The sequence below is a fragment of the Pseudomonas sp. LS2P72 genome (assembly GCF_054897865.1).
The window spans coordinates 4,092,705-4,106,783 of record NZ_CM142708.1 but is presented as its reverse complement, the minus strand read 5'-3'; the positions used below and the strand labels follow the sequence as shown (position 1 = coordinate 4,106,783).

Annotated in this window: 13 protein-coding genes and 1 pseudogene; 5 read left to right on the top strand and 9 right to left on the bottom strand. The window is 60.2% G+C overall.

From position 1 onward, the window contains the following. The first annotated feature begins 6 nt into the window (after positions 1-6). Positions 7-927, top strand: a complete 921-nt coding sequence (dmeF, locus tag ACYZUA_RS18660; protein ID WP_461960061.1) for a CDF family Co(II)/Ni(II) efflux transporter DmeF — start codon at positions 7-9, stop codon at positions 925-927. 7 nt (positions 928-934) lie between these two features. Here the strand turns inward: dmeF and ACYZUA_RS18655 are convergent, their stop codons facing one another. Further along, positions 935-2,056: a cytochrome P450 gene (locus tag ACYZUA_RS18655; protein WP_461960060.1), complete on the bottom strand. Its 1,122-nt coding sequence runs from the start codon at positions 2,054-2,056 to the stop codon at positions 935-937. A gap of 82 nt (positions 2,057-2,138) precedes the next feature. Between ACYZUA_RS18655 and ACYZUA_RS18650 the strand changes: the two genes are divergently transcribed. Further along, positions 2,139-2,903, top strand: coding sequence for an ArsR/SmtB family transcription factor (locus tag ACYZUA_RS18650; protein WP_461960059.1), 765 nt, complete (start codon positions 2,139-2,141; stop codon positions 2,901-2,903). Here ACYZUA_RS18650 and ACYZUA_RS18645 read toward each other — a convergent pair. From ACYZUA_RS18645 to ACYZUA_RS18615, 7 genes and pseudogenes are all read right to left on the bottom strand, one after another. Continuing rightward, a pseudogene (locus ACYZUA_RS18645) lies at positions 2,900-3,049 on the bottom strand (LysE family translocator); the annotation flags it as partial. The gene ACYZUA_RS18650 and the pseudogene ACYZUA_RS18645 sit on opposite strands and share 4 nt — an antisense overlap. Before the next feature lie 69 nt (positions 3,050-3,118). Continuing rightward, the gene (locus tag ACYZUA_RS18640; protein ID WP_461960058.1) at positions 3,119-3,460 is read right to left on the bottom strand and encodes a hypothetical protein; all 342 of its coding nucleotides are present in this window, start codon (positions 3,458-3,460) and stop codon (positions 3,119-3,121) included. A gap of 134 nt (positions 3,461-3,594) precedes the next feature. Then, positions 3,595-4,614 carry a branched-chain amino acid aminotransferase gene (locus tag ACYZUA_RS18635; protein WP_461960057.1) on the bottom strand — a complete coding sequence of 340 codons (1,020 nt, stop codon included), beginning with the start codon at positions 4,612-4,614 and terminating at the stop codon, positions 3,595-3,597. Between the two features lie 243 nt (positions 4,615-4,857). Continuing rightward, on the bottom strand, positions 4,858-6,243 hold the full coding sequence (gene lpdA / locus ACYZUA_RS18630; RefSeq protein ID WP_461960056.1) for a dihydrolipoyl dehydrogenase: 1,386 nt from the start codon (positions 6,241-6,243) through the stop codon (positions 4,858-4,860). A gap of 3 nt (positions 6,244-6,246) precedes the next feature. Continuing rightward, entirely contained in the window at positions 6,247-7,518 is a 1,272-nt protein-coding gene (locus ACYZUA_RS18625) for a dihydrolipoamide acetyltransferase family protein (RefSeq protein WP_461960055.1), read from the bottom strand. Continuing rightward, on the bottom strand, positions 7,519-8,583 hold the full coding sequence (locus tag ACYZUA_RS18620; protein WP_461960054.1) for an alpha-ketoacid dehydrogenase subunit beta: 1,065 nt from the start codon (positions 8,581-8,583) through the stop codon (positions 7,519-7,521). It abuts the gene before it with no gap. Position 8,584: 1 nt separating this feature from the next. After that, positions 8,585-9,820: a thiamine pyrophosphate-dependent enzyme gene (locus ACYZUA_RS18615; protein ID WP_461960053.1), complete on the bottom strand. Its 1,236-nt coding sequence runs from the start codon at positions 9,818-9,820 to the stop codon at positions 8,585-8,587. A 185-nt stretch (positions 9,821-10,005) separates the two neighbouring features. Between ACYZUA_RS18615 and bkdR the strand changes: the two genes are divergently transcribed. Next, positions 10,006-10,491 carry a Bkd operon transcriptional regulator BkdR gene (gene bkdR, locus ACYZUA_RS18610; protein WP_046048920.1) on the top strand — a complete coding sequence of 162 codons (486 nt, stop codon included), beginning with the start codon at positions 10,006-10,008 and terminating at the stop codon, positions 10,489-10,491. Positions 10,492-10,630: 139 nt separating this feature from the next. Here bkdR and ACYZUA_RS18605 read toward each other — a convergent pair whose 3' ends face one another. Continuing rightward, positions 10,631-11,494, bottom strand: coding sequence for an MBL fold metallo-hydrolase (locus ACYZUA_RS18605; RefSeq protein WP_461960052.1), 864 nt, complete (start codon positions 11,492-11,494; stop codon positions 10,631-10,633). A 160-nt stretch (positions 11,495-11,654) separates the two neighbouring features. On the opposite strand from ACYZUA_RS18605, the gene ACYZUA_RS18600 reads away from it, so the two are divergent. Beyond that, the gene (locus tag ACYZUA_RS18600; RefSeq protein ID WP_461960051.1) at positions 11,655-12,461 is read left to right on the top strand and encodes a sulfite exporter TauE/SafE family protein; all 807 of its coding nucleotides are present in this window, start codon (positions 11,655-11,657) and stop codon (positions 12,459-12,461) included. A gap of 209 nt (positions 12,462-12,670) precedes the next feature. Continuing rightward, positions 12,671-13,855: a porin gene (locus ACYZUA_RS18595; RefSeq protein ID WP_461960050.1), complete on the top strand. Its 1,185-nt coding sequence runs from the start codon at positions 12,671-12,673 to the stop codon at positions 13,853-13,855. Positions 13,856-14,079: the final 224 nt, after the last annotated feature.

The window sequence follows — 14,079 nt, the reverse complement described above, 5'->3', positions numbered from 1 at the left end:
GGACACATGACACAAACGCCGCAAGCTTCGAATTTTTCTCACGACCACATGTTTCTCGCCGCCTCCCATGATGAAAACGCCCGCCGCACGTTGTGGGTAGTGGCGCTGACCTTCGTCATGATGATTGGCGAGATTACTGCCGGTTACATCACCGGCTCCATGGCACTGCTGGCCGATGGTTTTCACATGGCGACCCATGCCGGTGCCTTGGGCATTGCGGCGGCGGCGTACGGTTTTGCCCGACGCAATGCCAACAATGCCCGTTACAGTTTCGGTACCGGCAAGGTCGGTGATCTGGCCGGTTTTGCCTCGGCCATTGTGCTGGGGCTGGTGTCGCTCGGTATCGCCGGTGAATCCATCCTGCGCCTGTTTCAGCCGACCACCGTGGCCTTCACGGAGGCGACGATGATTGCGGTGGTGGGGCTCGCGGTAAACATCGTCAGTGCGTTTTTGCTGGCGGGCAATCATGGGCATCACGGCCATGACCATGGCCACGGTCATCATCACCATCACGACAACAACCTGCGCTCAGCTTATGTCCATGTGCTCGCCGACGCCTTGACTTCAGTGCTGGCCATCGTTGCCTTGCTGGCCGGCCGTTACCTCGATTGGGTCTGGCTGGACCCGGTGATGGGGATCGTCGGCGCCATAGTCATCGCCAAGTGGGCCTATGGGCTGATGCGCACCAGTGCTGCGGTGCTACTCGACACCACCGATGAGCACGTCGCTGCTGAAATTCGTGAACTGCTGGAGTCGTCGGGTGACGTGCATATCAGCGACCTCCACGTCTGGCAGGTCGGGCCTGAGGCGCGGGCAGCGATTGTCAGCGTAGTGGCGGCAGCAGGAGTGAGTGCCGACAACGTTCGCGAACGTCTGGCGCCGGTTCATGAGTTGTCTCACCTGACCGTCGAGTATCGCAACGCGTGATGCCTCTTCAGGGGCAGTCGTTGAATAGAGGAATGCGGCCGTTGAGGGAAGGGCGGTAGTGCCAGGCCAATCGGTCCAGTGCGGGTTTCATTGCCAGAATCTGACGCAGTGTTGCACTGGCTATCCCCAGCGCCAATCTCTGTCCCGGACATTGATGCCGACCCGCACCAAAGGTGAAGCTACGCCGTTCTGGACGATCCAGAAGAAACACGTCGGGGTGGTCATTGAGCTGTGGATCGCGATTGGCCGAGGCTAGCAACACCAGAATCACATCGCCTGAATTGAGCCTTACCCCGTCGATTTCACAAGACGCAGCGACAAACCGACGGGTGTTCTGCACCGACGGATCGAAGCGCTGAACTTCAGCGATCAAGTCGTCCACGGGTGTCGATTCGCTGTGCAACGACGGGGTCCGAATCAACGCCAACAGGGCATTGCCGATCAGCCCGGCGGTGGCTTCATAGGTCTGGGAAAACAGCCCGATCAGGTTGGCGATCAACGTTTCAGAGTCGCCAGAGGTTGCCGCGAAGCGCTGGCGGATCCCGGCAAGCAGGGCGCTCTGATTGTACGGGTCATTCAGCAACTCAACGAAATAGCCGCTCAAGTGTTCCGCCGCAACGTGTGCTGCATCCCGCTGCCCCTGATCGCAAAGGGGCGACAGACACGCGACGAAGTCCCCGGTCAGCTCGCTGATAGCCCGGCCCTGAGCCGGAGAGAACCCCAGCAATGCAGCCACCACGCACACCGGCCCGCGGAACATCGCCTGGTACAACCCATCGGCGCCCGGAGTGATCAGGCGAGCGCCGACCAGCGCGTTGACTTCATCTGCATCAGTCGACGCCAACCCCGGTTGAATCGCCGACCTCGGGCAACGCTGCCGTTCGCCCTCATTCATCCGCATCAACTGACCAAAGACCTTGCCGGCCATCCCGCCAACAATCGCCTTGGGCACTGGTTCATGGGAAGGCCGGACACGACAGTCAGGGTGCGCCAGCACGGCCGCAACGGCTCGGGCGCTACTCGCCACCCACACGTTCAGTCCCTGGTGAAAAACCAGCCCGCCGTCCGCGCGCAGTTGCGCGTAATAGGGATAAGGATCGGCGTGAGTCGCAGCGATGATCGGGTCCATGGGGCGCAGCCTTGTTCGTGGTTGGAAAAGTGTTGCTACTATCTCCAGTCCGAAAAGGCCTTGATTCGTCCGGGAACGAAATATGAACGTAAAACAGCACGATATCGGCGTTTCTCAGGTGGCCGCGGCCATCGCGGAACCGGCCCGGACGAAAATTCTCTGTTCGCTGATGGACGGCCACGCCCGCACCAGCACCGAGCTGGCAGCGATTGCCGAAGTCAGCGCCTCCACCGCCAGTGCGCACCTGGCCAAACTCAAGGAATTGGCGCTGGTGCGGCTGCACGTGCAGGGCCGACATCGCTATTACAGCCTGACGGATAAGCGCGTCGCCCAGGCGCTGGAAGCGCTGATGGTGATCGGCCAGAACGCCGCGCCAACCTTCAATCCGCGCACCCCGGATCGCCTGCAATTCGCCCGCACCTGCTACGACCACATGGCCGGCACGTTGGCGGTGCTGCTGCATGACCGGATGATCGAAGCGGGGTGGCTGCTGGAAACCGATGAGCAGGTCTATCAGCTCAGCGACAGCGGTGAGGCGTTGTTTGAAGGGTTGGGTATCGAGGTCAAGGACTTGAGCACGCTGCGTCGCCGCTTCGCCTGCCCATGCCTGGACTGGAGCATGCGCCGGCCGCATCTGGGCGGTTCGTTGGGGGCGGCGTTGTTGCAAACGGCGATCAAGAGAAAATGGGTGACTCAGGACCTGGACAGCCGCGCGCTGGCGTTGACGGCGACGGGGCAAAAGGAACTCAGCAGACGGTTTGCCGTTGAACTGCCGATTCAGGTATCGACAGCACACGCCGCGCTCACCGAAACCCGGCGTCGCGCGAACGCCGGTTCTGCGCCTTAGCGACTGGCCGAGGCCATCAGCACACCGAATCCGGCGAAGGTCACGCCTGAGACTTTCGCCGCCAGCCAGGAACCCTTCGGGCTGGATAACCAGCCTTTGGCGGCATTGGCGAGCAAGGCATAGCTGCCATGCACCAGGATCACCAGTTGTGGAGTGGTTGTTTGCCCGCATTGCTCAGGATGAGCTGCATTGGCAAACACCTCGTGCTGTAACTGCTACGCCCTGAAATTCCAGACAATCTCCACCACCCGCACCGCCAGCACCAGGTAGACCAAAAACAGAATGATCTGAAACGCCGTGTGATACGGCAACCTGGACAGCCGACGGAGGCCGTCGCTGACATTAAGCAGCATCAGCACCGCTGACAGCAGGATCAATCCCCAGCCCGCGAGGCTTGAAGTGAGAAACCCCATAAACAAGTACTGATCGCTGTGCAACGCGTTGGTGCCTGCCGCGAACAGCAGGGCACACACCAGCAGGTTCTTGATGTTGTCGAACACTTGCGTGGTGAAGTCGGTGTCCAGCAAAGCCAGATACTTTCGCCAGAGTTTGTTCATGGTTGAGGTGGCACCTGTTAATGGCTACTGAACGTGGCAGTCTAGAGACGTTTTGCGCGATACACGGACGAAAAAAAGCCCGGCCGTCAACGTGATGGCCGGGCTTTTGTGTTCAAACGGACAGTTGCGTCAAATCAAACTTTGACGATCCAGCCCGCTGGTGCTTCGACGTCGCCGGTCTGTACACCGGTCAGCTCTTTGTAGAGCTTCTGGGTGACCGGGCCGACTTCGGTTTCGCTATGGAATACGTGCAGTTTGTCGTTGTAGCTGATGCCGCCGATCGGGGTGATCACCGCAGCAGTACCGCAAGCGCCGGCTTCCTTGAAGTCGGACAGCTTGTCGATGAACACGTCACCTTCGACCACTTCCAGGCCCAGACGCGATTTTGCCAGCTCGATCAACGACAGACGGGTGATGCCCGGCAGCACGGACGGTGAATTCGGGGTCACGAACTTGTTGTCGTGGGTGATCCCGAAGAAGTTGGCCGAACCGACTTCTTCGATTTTGGTGTGGGTCATCGGGTCCAGGTAGATGCAGTCGGCGAAGTGGGCTTTCTTGGCCTGGGAACCTGGCATCAGGCTGGCCGCGTAGTTGCCACCGACCTTGGCTGCACCGGTGCCTTGTGGGGCGGCGCGGTCGTAGCTGGAGATCAGGAAGTTGTGCGGGGTCAGGCCGCCCTTGAAGTAGGCACCGACCGGGATGGCGAAGATCGAGAAGATGAACTCGGGGGCGGTACGTACGCCGATGTTGTCACCCACGCCGATCACGAACGGACGCAGGTACAGCGCGCCGCCGGTGCCGTAAGGCGGGATGAAACGCTCGTTGGCGCGGACTACTTCCTTGCACGCTTCGACGAACTGCTCGGTGGACACATGCGGCATCAGCAGGCGCGCGCAGCTGCGTTGCATGCGTGCGGCGTTCTGGTCCGGGCGGAACAGGTTGATCGAACCGTCCTTGCAACGATAGGCCTTCAGCCCTTCGAAGCATTGCTGGCCATAGTGAAGGGCAGTGGAGCCTTCGCTGATGTGCAGCACATTGTCTTCGGTCAGGGTGCCTTTGTCCCACTCGCCATTACGCCAGTGCGACAGATAGCGCTTGTCTGTCTTGATGTAGTCAAAACCCAACTTGTCCCAATTGATGCTTTCGTTACCCATGACACCCTCTATCACTTAACAACCGCCGAAACGGTTCAAGGCTTCTGACGTTTTTCTGGATGGGGACAACAATACTTCATTCCGGGCCCATTTCGCAGCCCGGACTATCGGATGACAGACAGATAAATCGAGTTGGCCTCAAGAAATCGCTAGCAGGCTAGCTCCCACAGGAGAACGCGTTCCAAATGTGGGAGCTAGCCTGCTAGCGATGGGGCCATCTCTGCCGCCATCAATTGTTCTGAATCACAGGTGCAGCGCGTGGCCAAGCGCGCGCAACGCCGCTTCCTGCACCGCCTCACCCAGCGTCGGATGCGCGTGGATGGTGCCGGCAATGTCTTCCAGCCGCGCGCCCATTTCCAGGCTCTGACCGAACGCCGTCGACAATTCCGACACGCCCACACCGACTGCTTGCCAGCCAACAATCACATGATTGTCACGTCGCGCCACGACCCGCACGAAACCGCTTTTCGATTCCAGAGTCATCGCCCGGCCATTGGCCGCAAACGGGAAGCTGGAAACGATGCAGTCCAGACCCGCCGCCTTGACCTCGTCCGGTGTCTTGCCAACGACCACCAGTTCCGGGTCGGTAAAGCACACGGCGGCGATGGCGGTCGGGTTGAACTCGCGGGATTTACCGCTGATCAGTTCGGCAACCATCTCGCCCTGAGCCATGGCCCGGTGGGCCAGCATCGGTTCGCCGCTCACGTCGCCAATGGCATACACGTTGCGCATGCTGGTCTGGCAGCGGTTATCGATTTTGATCGCCGAGCCGTTCATGTCGAGGTTCAAACCTTCGAGGTTCCAGCCTTGAGTGTTCGGTTTGCGGCCAACGGCCACCAGTACCTGATCGGTTTCCAGGTTCAAGGTATCGCCACCCGGTTCAAGAACTTGCAGTGTATTACCTGCAGAATCAAAGCCTTGGACGCTGTGCTTCAAGTAAAGCTTCACACCAAGTTTTTTCAGTTCGTCATGCACTGGCTGCGTCAGTTCGGCGTCGTAGGCGGGCAGGATACGATCCTGAGCCTCGACCACGCTGACCTCGGCGCCGAGCTTGCGATAGGCAATCCCCAGCTCCAGACCGATGTAACCGCCACCGACCACGATCAGTCGTTTCGGCACGGACGTCGGCGCCAGGGCTTCGGTGGAGGAGATGATCGGGCCGCCAATCGGCAGCATCGGCAGGTTCACGCTTTTCGACCCGGTGGCCAGCACCAGGTGCTCGCACTGAATGCGCGTGTCGCCGACGTCGACAGTTTTACCGTCAATGACTTTTGCCCAGCCTTGAATGACCTGGACTTTGTTCTTTTTCAGCAGTGCGGACACGCCGGTGGTCAGGCGATCAACGATGCCGTCCTTCCACTCGACACTCTTGCTGATATCGAGCGTCGGCGCCGAAACACTGATGCCCAGCGCCGAGTGCTGGCTGTGGTGCTGCGTCTGGTGAAACTGTTCGGCGACGTGGATCAACGCCTTGGACGGAATGCAGCCGATGTTCAGGCAAGTGCCGCCCAACGATTCGCCTTCAACCAGAATGGTTGAAATGCCCAGCTGACCGGCACGAATCGCCGTCACATAACCGCCAGGGCCGCCGCCGATGATCAGCAGCGTGGTGTTCAAAGACTGTTGCATGCCTTACTCCACAAACAGGGTAGCGGGTTGTTCGAGCAAGCCACGAATGGCCTGGATGAATTGCGCCGCGTCCATGCCATCGACCACGCGGTGATCGAAGGAGCTGGAGAGGTTCATCATCTTGCGAATCACGATCTGGCCTTTGACGACCATCGGCCGTTCGACGATTTTGTTGACGCCGACGATCGCCACTTCCGGCAGGTTCAGCACCGGGGTGCTGACGATGCCGCCCAAGGCGCCGAGGCTGGTCAGGGTGATGGTCGAGCCGGACAGTTCATCGCGGCTGGCTTTGCCAGTGCGCGCGGCGGTGGCCAGGCGGGAGATCTCGGCGGCGCTGTCCCATAGGCTGCGGGTTTCAGCGTGACGGACCACCGGCACCATCAAACCGATATCGGCTTGCGTGGCGACGCCGACATGCACCGCGCCGAGGCGGGTGATGACCTGGGCTTCGTCGTCGTAACGGGCGTTGATCTGCGGGAAGTCGCGCAGGGCAACGACCAATGCGCGGACCAGGAACGGCAGCAAGGTCAGCTTGCCGCGGGTCGCGCCGTGTTTTTCGTTCAGATGAGCGCGCAGTTCTTCCACGGCGGTGACGTCGATTTCTTCGACGTAACTGAAGTGAGCGGCGCGCTGAGTAGCGTCCTGCATGCGCTGGGCAATCTTGCGGCGCATGCCGATGACCGGGATTTGTTCTTCGTCGTTACGCTGGGCGTAAGCGGCGGCAGCGCTGGATTGCGGCTGCTGACCCTGGGCCAGATAGGCGTCGAGGTCTTCGTGCAGGACCCGACCGGCAGGGCCGGTGCCACGCACCAGACGCAATTGAATGCCGAGGTCCAGCGCATGTTTGCGTACGGCCGGGGAGGCCAGCGGACGCTCATCAGCTTCGCGGGCAACCATCGGGCCTTGGCAAACGGCAGCTCGCGGCGCTGCAGCAGCAACCGGTTTGCTTTCAGCAGCGGCGGCAACTTTCGGTGCCGCAACCGGCGCTTCGTTAACAGGTGCAGGCTGAGCCGACTCTTTAACGTTGCCCGCGCCTTCGACTTCAATGCTGATCAGGATGCTGCCAACCGCCATGACTTCGCCCGGCACACCGCCCAGCGCAATCACCTTGCCGTTCACCGGCGAAGGGATGTCGACCATCGCCTTGTCGGTCATGACATCGGCCAATACCTGATCTTCGACGACCATGTCGCCGACTTTGACGTGCCAAACCGACAATTCAACTTCTGCAATGCCTTCACCAATGTCCGGCATTTTAATAACGTGCGTGCCCATTCAGACCTCCATAACCCGATGCAAAGCCGCGCCCACTCGGGACGGACCAGGGAAATACGCCCACTCTTGTGCGTGCGGGTAGGGAGTGTCCCAACCGGTGACGCGTTCGATAGGCGCTTCCAGGTAGTGGAAGCAGTGCTCTTGCACCAGGGCGACCAGTTCGGCGCCGAAACCGCAGGTGCGGGTCGCTTCGTGAACGATCACGCAGCGGCCGGTTTTCTTCACCGACTTGACGATGGTGTCCAGGTCCAGCGGCCAAAGGCTGCGCAGGTCGATGACTTCAGCGTCGATGCCGGTTTCTTCAGCCGCGACTTGCGAAACGTAAACGGTGGTGCCGTACGTCAGGATGGTCACGTCCTTGCCCGGGCGGGTGATGGCTGCGACGTCCAGTGGCACGGTGTAGTAACCGTCCGGCACTTGTGCGGCCGGGTGTTTCGACCACGGGGTTACCGGGCGTTCGTGGTGACCGTCGAACGGGCCGTTGTACAGGCGTTTTGGCTCGAGGAAGATCACCGGGTCATCGTTTTCAATGGAGGCGATCAACAAGCCTTTGGCGTCGTACGGGTTGGACGGCATCACCGTGCGCAAACCGCAGACCTGGGTGAACATCGCCTCAATACTTTGGCTGTGCGTCTGGCCGCCGTAGATGCCGCCGCCGCAAGGCATGCGCAGGGTCATCGGTGCGGTGAACTCGCCGGCCGAGCGATAACGCAGGCGGGCGGCTTCGGAAATGATTTGGTCCGACGCCGGGTAGACGTAATCGGCGAACTGGATCTCGGCAACCGGCCGCAGACCGTAAGCGCCCATACCGACGGCGACGCCGACGATGCCGCTTTCGGAGATCGGCGCATCGAACACCCGGGAGGTGCCGTACTTGTTCTGCAGGCCTTCGGTGCAACGGAACACACCGCCGAAGTAGCCAACGTCCTGGCCGAACACCACGACGTTGTCGTCACGCTCAAGCATCACATCCATGGCCGAGCGCAGGGCCTGGATCATGGTCATGGTGGTCGTGGTCATGGCGGTTTCCGTGTTGAACTCGATTGTGTTGTTGTGATCGTTCATGTCAGATCCCCAACTCTTGACGCTGGCGCTTCAAGTGCTCCGGCATCTCTTTATAGACGTCTTCGAACATGGTCGCGGCGCTTGGAATCTGGCCGCCGGCGAGGGTGCCGTACTGCTCGGCTTCTTTTTGCGCAGCGATCACTTCGGCTTCGAGTTCGGCGCTGACGGCGACGTGTTCCTCTTCGGACCACTGACCGATCTTGATCAGGTGCTGCTTCAGGCGCGTAATCGGGTCGCCCAGCGGGAAATAGCTCCAGTCGTCGGCAGGACGGTATTTGGACGGATCATCGGAAGTCGAGTGCGGACCGGCGCGGTAGGTGACCCATTCGATCATGGTCGGGCCGAGGTTGCGGCGGGCGCGTTCGGCGGCCCAGGCAGAGGCGGCGTAGACCGCGACGAAATCGTTGCCATCGACCCGCAGGGAGGCAATGCCGCAACCGACGCCGCGACCGGCAAAGGTAGTCGCTTCACCACCGGCAATCGCCTGGAACGTGGAGATCGCCCACTGGTTGTTGACCACGTTGAGGATCACTGGCGCACGGTAAACGTGGGCGAAGGTGAGGGCGGTGTGGAAGTCGGATTCAGCGGTAGCGCCGTCGCCGATCCAGGCCGAGGCGATTTTGGTGTCGCCCTTGATCGCCGAGGCCATGCCCCAGCCCACGCCTTGTACGAATTGGGTGGCGAGGTTGCCGGAAATGGTGAAGAAGCCGAAGTCTTTAACCGAATACATGATCGGCAGCTGACGTCCCTTGAGCGGATCACGCTCGTTGGACAGCAACTGGCAGATCAGGTCCACCAGCGGCACTTCCCGCGCCATCAGAATGCTTTGCTGGCGGTACGTCGGGAAGCACATGTCATCGACGTTCAGCGCCAGGGCCTGGCCGCTGCCGATGGCTTCTTCGCCAAGGCTCTGCATGTAGAACGACATTTTTTTCTGACGCTGGGCGACCACCATGCGGTTGTCATAGATCCGCGTCTTGAGCATGGCGCGCATGCCTTTACGCAGGATCTCGGCCGGTACGCCTTCGGCCCATGGACCGAGGGCATTGCCCTCGTCATCGAGCACGCGAATCAGGCCCTTGGCCAGATCAGCGGTGTCGGCCGGTTCAACGTCGATTGGGGGTTTGCGCACCGTGCCGGCGTCGGTCAGACGCAGGTAGGAGAAGTCGGTTTTGCAGCCAGGACGGCCCGATGGTTCGGGAACGTGCAGTTGCAGCGGTTCGTACGCTTGGTTCATGGCTTCTACGCTCGATCTTGTGAATTTCTTGTAGTGAGCTGACCGTCATTCTTCGATGAAAGAAATCTTGTCCTACAACAATCATAGGCCGGGCCCAGAAGAATATTTCTCTCTGTTTCGTTGCGTTGGCGATCATTTGAGGATAAAAAATCTGCATAAACATAAAAAACAGGTGGTTTTGTCTCATGCGCAAACTGGACCGTACCGATATCGGCATTTTGAACAGCCTTCAGGAGAACGCGCGCATCACCAACGCCGACCTCGCACGCTCGGTCAATCTGTCACCGACGCCGTGCTTCAACCGGGTCAAGGCGATGGAAGAATTGGGCCTGATTCGTGAGCAAGTGACCCTGCTGGATGCCGAGCTGCTGGGGCTGCACGTCAATGTATTCATTCACGTCAGCCTGGAAAAACAGGTGGAGGAGGCGTTGCAGCATTTCGAGGAGGCGATCTCGGATCGCCCGGAAGTGATGGAGTGCTATTTGATGGCCGGCGACCCGGACTATTTGATTCGCGTACTGGTGCCGACTATTCAGTCGCTGGAGCGCTTCATGATGGACTTCCTCACCAAAGTCCCCGGCGTTGCCAACATCCGCTCGAGCTTTGCGCTCAAGCAGGTGCGCTATAAAACCGCGCTGCCGTTGCCGGCCAACGGCCTGACCCTCGCGTGAATGCGATCATTCGAACGCGCCCCGGACCCTGTAGGAGCTGAGCTTGCTCGCGATGGCGATCTCAAGGACGTCATCGCCGGCAAGCCGTGCTCCTACAGGGGCAGAGTCTATTCAGGGGGATCTTTGATCGTTCCCACGCTCAGAGTTTATTCAGGGGGATCTTCAAGTAAGTGACGCCATTGCCCTCGGCCGGCGGCAAGTTCCCTGCCCGCACATTCACCTGAATCGCCGGCAGCAACAGCGTCGGCATACCCAACCCGGCATCGCGCTGGGTGCGCATGGCGACGAACGCGGCTTCGTCGATACCGTCATGGATATGAATGTTGCTTTTGCGCTGCTCGCCCACCGTGCTCATGCACTGAGGTTCGCGGCCCTCAGGCGGGTAATCGTGGCAGACATAAAGTCTCACGCCGGCAGGGAAGGCCAGCAGTTTACGGATCGAGGCAAACATCTGGTTGGCATTGCCGCCGGGAAAGTCGCAACGAGCAGTGCCCACGTCCGGCATGAACAGCGTATCGCCCACCAGAATCACATCGCTGTCGATCAGGTAGGCCATGTCCGCCGGCGTATGGCCGGGCACATGCAGCGCCGTGGCTTTCAGATTGCCGATGCGAAACGATTCATCCGGCGCGAACAGATGATCGAATTGCGAACCATCGATACAGAATTCCGGTTCAAGGTTGAACAGGGTCTTGAACACCCCCTGAACCTTGCTGATGGATTCGCCGATAGCAATCTTCCCCTCCAGTTCCCGACGCAAATATGGCGCGGCAGACAGGTGATCGGCATGGGCGTGGGTTTCCAGCAGCCATTGCACCTGCAACTGATGTTGGCGAACGAAGGCGATGATCTTGTCGGCCTGGGCGGTGGCGGTTCGTCCGGCGGCGGGGTCGTAATCGAGCACCGGGTCGACGATCGCGCAGTGCCCGCCATCGTGCTCGTAGATCACGTAACTGTAGGTCGACGAGGCAGGGTCTAAAAAAGCTTCAATCAAGGCAGGCATGGTGGCCGTTTCTTTCTGGACAAGCCTTGAGGGTAGTTTCATTTCCCCTGCGCTGACCAGCCCGCATCAATTCAATTAATGAAAAAAGCTGCGTGGGCTCTATCCTGTCAGTCATCGATACCGGGCGCTCCCGGCTTTTTTTGCAGATCACGAGTGTTTTATGTTGCTGGCAAGTTTCTTTGGCGTGGTGATGGGGTTGGTACTGGGTTTGACCGGCGCCGGTGGCGGCATTCTTGCGGTGCCGGCCTTGGTGCTGGGGCTGGGTTTGACCATGACCCAGGCTGCGCCGGTCGCACTTTTTGCGGTGGGCAGTGCGGCGGCTGTCGGCGCCATTGACGGGTTGCGTCATGGCCTGGTGCGTTATCGCGCAGCCTTGCTGATCGCCCTGTTGGGGGCGATTTTTTCGCCGGTAGGCATCTTCTTCGCCCATCAGTTGTCGGAAAAAGTCCTGATGATCCTGTTCAGCCTGCTGATGGTCATGGTGGCCTGGCGGATGCTGCGCCGTGAGCGACAGGAAGAGGGACCAAGCGACCACGGCCACGCCAACTGGGGCCAGAAGAACTGCATGCTCGATCAGCAGACCGGGCGCTTTTCCTGGACCGCCAAGTGCACCGCAACCCTCGCGGCACTGGGCGCGGTGACCGGTGTGGTCTCCGGGCTGCTCGGGGTGGGCGGCGGCTTCCTGATCGTCCCGGCGTTCAAGCAGCTGACGGATGTGCAGATGCGCGGAATCGTCGCCACGTCCCTGATGGTGATCAGCCTGATTTCCGCCATCGGGGTGATCGGCGCGTTTCAGGCCGGGGTGCGAATTGACGGTTTGGGCGTGGCGTTTATCGTCGCGAGCATCGTCGGCATGATCATTGGCCGAAGGCTTTGCGCGCGAGTGCCGGCCCGGGGATTGCAGATCGGCTTCGCCAGCATCTGTGTCGTGGTCGCCGCTTACATGCTGTTTAGAGCGGGCGTCTAGCAAGTACCGGTTCCTGTGGAGGCCAGTCCGTTCCACAGGTGTACACCTTAAGTTCCGGGCCTCGTCGACGGACGGTCTTACACCGAACTTGTCGCGCATGACCTGCCACTCCAAAGCACTTCAAAACCGCCTCCAAGGCAGCGTATGACGCCGCCGGTCAGCTTTCGATAATCGCCTCCGACATCCAGTCCCCCGCTGCGGAGCGCGTCATGCACAACAATAAGAACATCAAGCATCGTTTCTTGCCTGCCTTCATCGCCGGCCTGTCGACCCTCGGTTTGAGTTCGATGGCCGAAGCCGAGATCGTGCTGTACGACAAGGACCAGACCACGTTTTCCACCGACGGCTACATCAACGCCTTCTATGTGAACAGCGATGTGGACCGTGCCGGCGACCAGTTCGACCGGAAACAGGCGCGGGTCAAAATGGGTTTTCTGCCCAACTACCTGGGCTTCAATATGAGCAAGCAGGTCGATGACCTCAAGCTCGGCGCCCGGTCTTCCTTCTGGGTGACCATCAACGACAGTGAAACCAACGGCACCGACACCGCCATCGACGTGCGGCAGTTCTACGGCACCGTGGCCAACCCGGAGTGGGGCGAAGTGCTGATCGGCAAGGACTTCGGCCTGTTCGCCCGTTCCAACATCCTGCTGGATGAAATGCTCGCCGGTTACGGCCAGGTCAGCGATTCCCTGGGGCTGGTGGACGGTGGCGGGGTGTCGTTCGGCAACATCGGCACGGGTTATCCGTACCCGTTCCCGACGTCGCAGATTACCTATCGCACGCCGGTGATGGAGGGACTGCGGGTGGCCGTGGGGATCATGGACCCGGTGGACACCAACGACAGCAGTCCATTGGGCAAGGCCTATCAGGAGAACCCGCGCACCGAGAGCGAGATCACCTATCAGTTCGACGTTGCCGGGGCGAAGATCTACAGCTGGGTCAACGGCAGCTACCAGACCTCGGACAATACCGATTCCACCGTCGAGTCCATCACCTCCAAAGGCGTCGGCTATGGCGTGCAGGCGAAAATGGGCGGCTTGTCCCTCACCGGCTCCGGTTTCCAGGCCAAGGGCATCAATCCGTTCTTCACCAACAACGCCGGCGAACCGACCCTGCGCAACGTCGACAGTGACGGTTACCTGCTGCAGGGCTCCTACAAACTGGGCAAGAACCGCTTGGCCTTGTCTTACGGCAAAACCAACGACGACGGCAATGGCGTGGTCGGCAGCGGCGCGGACTACGAAACGCGCGGCGTTGCGCTGTTCCATGACGTCAACGACAACCTCAAGCTGGTGGCCGAGTACAACCAGTTCGCAATCAACGGCCACGACACCAGCGACCAGAACGAAGATACCGACACCTTTGCGGTGGGGGCGGTGCTGACCTGGTAACTCTTGGGTGGCGAGTCTGGCTGCGCGCATCGCGGCGAGATTCGCCACCACGCAGATCCCCTGTAGGAGCAAGGCTTGCCTGCGAAAGCGGTGTATCAGTCGACATTAATGTTGAATGTTACGGCCTCTTCGCGGGCAAGCCTTGCTCCTACAGGGGGCCTGCGGTGCGTTGAAGATACCGTCCGGTTCTCATCCCATCGAAGCGGCTACCCGCTACCCAAGTA

What these genes read in the sequence shown, in the direction of transcription:
- dmeF (WP_461960061.1), top strand. Translation starts at nt 7, where the DNA reads ATGACACAAACGCCGCAAGCTTCGAATTTTTCTCACGACCACATGTTT.
- ACYZUA_RS18655 (WP_461960060.1), bottom strand. Translation starts at nt 2,056, where the DNA reads ATGGACCCGATCATCGCTGCGACTCACGCCGATCCTTATCCCTATTAC.
- ACYZUA_RS18650 (WP_461960059.1), top strand. Translation starts at nt 2,139, where the DNA reads ATGAACGTAAAACAGCACGATATCGGCGTTTCTCAGGTGGCCGCGGCC.
- ACYZUA_RS18640 (WP_461960058.1), bottom strand. Translation starts at nt 3,460, where the DNA reads ATGAACAAACTCTGGCGAAAGTATCTGGCTTTGCTGGACACCGACTTC.
- ACYZUA_RS18635 (WP_461960057.1), bottom strand. Translation starts at nt 4,614, where the DNA reads ATGGGTAACGAAAGCATCAATTGGGACAAGTTGGGTTTTGACTACATC.
- lpdA (WP_461960056.1), bottom strand. Translation starts at nt 6,243, where the DNA reads ATGCAACAGTCTTTGAACACCACGCTGCTGATCATCGGCGGCGGCCCT.
- ACYZUA_RS18625 (WP_461960055.1), bottom strand. Translation starts at nt 7,518, where the DNA reads ATGGGCACGCACGTTATTAAAATGCCGGACATTGGTGAAGGCATTGCA.
- ACYZUA_RS18620 (WP_461960054.1), bottom strand. Translation starts at nt 8,583, where the DNA reads ATGAACGATCACAACAACACAATCGAGTTCAACACGGAAACCGCCATG.
- ACYZUA_RS18615 (WP_461960053.1), bottom strand. Translation starts at nt 9,820, where the DNA reads ATGAACCAAGCGTACGAACCGCTGCAACTGCACGTTCCCGAACCATCG.
- bkdR (WP_046048920.1), top strand. Translation starts at nt 10,006, where the DNA reads ATGCGCAAACTGGACCGTACCGATATCGGCATTTTGAACAGCCTTCAG.
- ACYZUA_RS18605 (WP_461960052.1), bottom strand. Translation starts at nt 11,494, where the DNA reads ATGCCTGCCTTGATTGAAGCTTTTTTAGACCCTGCCTCGTCGACCTAC.
- ACYZUA_RS18600 (WP_461960051.1), top strand. Translation starts at nt 11,655, where the DNA reads ATGTTGCTGGCAAGTTTCTTTGGCGTGGTGATGGGGTTGGTACTGGGT.
- ACYZUA_RS18595 (WP_461960050.1), top strand. Translation starts at nt 12,671, where the DNA reads ATGCACAACAATAAGAACATCAAGCATCGTTTCTTGCCTGCCTTCATC.